This window comes from uncultured Caballeronia sp. (assembly GCF_964243625.1).
GTDB lineage: Bacteria > Pseudomonadota > Gammaproteobacteria > Burkholderiales > Burkholderiaceae > Caballeronia.
This window is the reverse complement of record NZ_CAXTGZ010000746.1, coordinates 1-2,110: the sequence shown is the minus strand read 5'-3', so window position 1 is coordinate 2,110 and position 2,110 is coordinate 1. Positions and strand designations below refer to the sequence as shown.

Genomic DNA, 2,110 nt, shown 5'->3' with positions numbered 1-2,110 from the left:
CCCGAGCGCCAGCGCAAAACTCGTGAAATGAAGTGCCGCCACGCACAGTGGCTAACAGTGCTAAAGAAATCAGACGGCAATGAACGCGCGATAGCCTAAAGAGCAACAACCCGGCATCAACCCAGACCACGAAAAACATTGACCCGAGCGCCAGCGCAAAACTCGTGAAATGAAGTGCCGCCACGCACAGTGGCTAAAAGTGCTAAAGAAATCAGCCAGCAATGAACGCGCGATAGCCTAAAGAGCAACAACCTAGCATCAACTCCGACCACAAAAAAACGTTCCCTCCACGCCGAGCCTCTGGAAAACACCCTCTTGACTCCGCCAGCACTTGGAATATTGTATATCACAGCAAAAACAAGAACGACCCAAGCGGCAGCATCCAAAAAAACACCTTGGCCCCACGGCCCCGAGCCCCCATGAGCAAAGCCCTCACCGGCGTCCGCATCCTCGACTTCACACATGTCCAGTCAGGCCCGACCTGCACCCAACTCCTCGCATGGTTCGGCGCCGACGTCATCAAGGTCGAACGCGCCGGCATCGGCGATATCACCCGCGAACAACTCCGCGATATCCCCGACGCCGACAGCCTCTACTTCACGATGCTGAACCACAACAAACGCTCGGTGACCATCGATACGAAAAATCCCGAAGGCAAGAAGGTCCTCGAATCGCTCGTAAAAAGCTGCGACGTGCTGGTCGAAAACTTCGCGCCAGGCGCACTCGACCGCATGGGCTTCACCTGGGAACGCATCCAGGAACTGAATCCAAAGATGATCGTGGCATCGGTGAAAGGCTTCGGACCAGGACCCTACGAGGACTACAAGGTCTACGAGAATGTCGCGCAATGCACCGGCGGCGCAGCATCGACAACAGGTTTCGATGACGGCCCGCCCGTTGTCAGCGGCGCTCAAATCGGCGATTCGGGCACCGGACTGCACCTGGCGCTCGGGATCGTCACCGCGCTCTACCAGCGCAACGCGACGGGCCGCGGCCAGAAGGTGCTCGCGGCCATGCAGGACGGCGTGCTCAACCTGTGCCGCGTGAAACTGCGCGATCAGCAGCGCCTCGAACGCACCGGCGTGATGAAGGAATATCCGCAATATCCGAACGGCGAGTTCGGCGAGGCAGTGCCGCGTGCGGGCAACGCATCGGGCGGCGGGCAGCCAGGCTGGATCCTGAAGTGCAAGGGCTGGGAGACGGACCCGAACGCATACATCTACTTCATCACGCAGGCGCCCGTGTGGGGCGCAATCTGCAATGTGGTCGGCAAGCCGGAATGGATCGATCATCCGGACTTCAGCACGGCGGCGGCGAGGCTTCCTCATCTGAAGGACATCTTCGCCGAGATCGAACAGTGGACCATGACCAAGACCAAGTTCGAAGCAATGGACATCCTGAATCAACACGACATTCCGTGCGGACCGATCTTGTCGATGAAGGAAATTGCCGAGGACACGTCACTGCGAAAGACGGGGACGATCGTGGAAGTGGATCATCCGGTGCGCGGCAAATACCTGACGGTCGGCAACCCGATCAAACTCTCCGACAGCCCCACCGAGGTCACGCGTTCACCGCTTTTAGGTGAACACACCGACGAGGTCATGACAGAACTCGGCTACTCAGCCGACCAGATCGCGACGCTGCGCAGCCTGGGCGCGATCTGATCTTGGATCGATCGTTTCATGCGCGGATGCGCGCTTTCCGCAATGGCGCCACGCGCAGGAATTCGATACCTTCGTCACGTTTCATCAACAAAATTTCCAACACGGATAAATCGATGCTCGACGGGGTCTGGTGTGCGTTAGCGGTGATTGCATCGGTACAAAGTCTGCGCACACCGGGCGCGGTATCGCCGGCTCGGCAACAGGCATTGCGCGATGCCGCGGGCGTCGGCGCGGCCGTGATCGTGGCCTACGCCATGGCGACTGGCTTCGAATCGATGCTCGTGGCGCTCGCCATTGCGGCGTTTGCCGTGTTGACGCCGCGCTCCGGCAAGGCCACGCCCGCGTCGCTGCAAAGTGCGCTTGCGCTGGCGGCGCTGGCGTCGGCATCGGCGGACCATGCGCTTGGACTCGATACCGGGGCATCGCTCGGGTGGACTGCGCTC

General features: G+C 60.0%; 2 protein-coding genes. Both read left to right on the top strand.

All coding sequences use genetic code 11. The annotated features are described in order from the left end of the window. Positions 1 to 419: 419 nt before the first annotated feature. On the top strand, positions 420 to 1,667 hold the full coding sequence (gene frc, locus ACFFAR_RS30290; protein WP_062003054.1) for a formyl-CoA transferase: 1,248 nt from the start codon (positions 420 to 422) through the stop codon (positions 1,665 to 1,667). Positions 1,668 to 1,780: 113 nt separating this feature from the next. Next, positions 1,781 to 2,110: hypothetical protein (locus tag ACFFAR_RS30285; protein ID WP_375509122.1), on the top strand; the 330-nt coding region annotated here is incomplete at its 3' end.

What these genes read in the sequence shown, in the direction of transcription:
- frc (WP_062003054.1), top strand. Translation starts at nt 420, where the DNA reads ATGAGCAAAGCCCTCACCGGCGTCCGCATCCTCGACTTCACACATGTC.